This window comes from Thauera sp. 2A1 (assembly GCF_009469595.2).
Taxonomy (GTDB): domain Bacteria; phylum Pseudomonadota; class Gammaproteobacteria; order Burkholderiales; family Rhodocyclaceae; genus Thauera.
The window spans coordinates 722-1053 of sequence record NZ_SSXV01000134.1 but is presented as its reverse complement, the minus strand read 5'-3'; the positions used below and the strand labels follow the sequence as shown (position 1 = coordinate 1053).

The window sequence follows — 332 nt, the reverse complement described above, 5'->3', positions numbered from 1 at the left end:
AAGTTCAAGCGAGAGCTTCTCGGCAAGGAACTTTTTGATGTCCTGCTTGATGGCTTCCGCCTCTTTCTTTGTTCCAATGACAGCACACAGAAAATCATCTGCATACCGTACATATTTTAGGCGTCTGAAATTTGCATCCATATCCACACCACAAGGAATTTTTGCTCTTTCCTTATCAAAGTGTTTTATTTCTTTGACTATGGATTTGCGCTCTTCCCTGTCTGTTACCGCTTTGAGTTTCAACACTGCACGACTTTTGCCGTACTCAAATTTCACCCTTTCGGGATTGTCTGCTCTTTCCTTGCCCTTGTTGAATTTTTGGATGTATTCAC

1 pseudogene is annotated in these 332 nt (G+C 41.9%); it reads right to left on the bottom strand.

Annotated elements, in window-relative coordinates:
* A pseudogene (locus GH664_RS22900) lies at positions 1-332 on the bottom strand (group II intron reverse transcriptase/maturase); the annotation flags it as partial.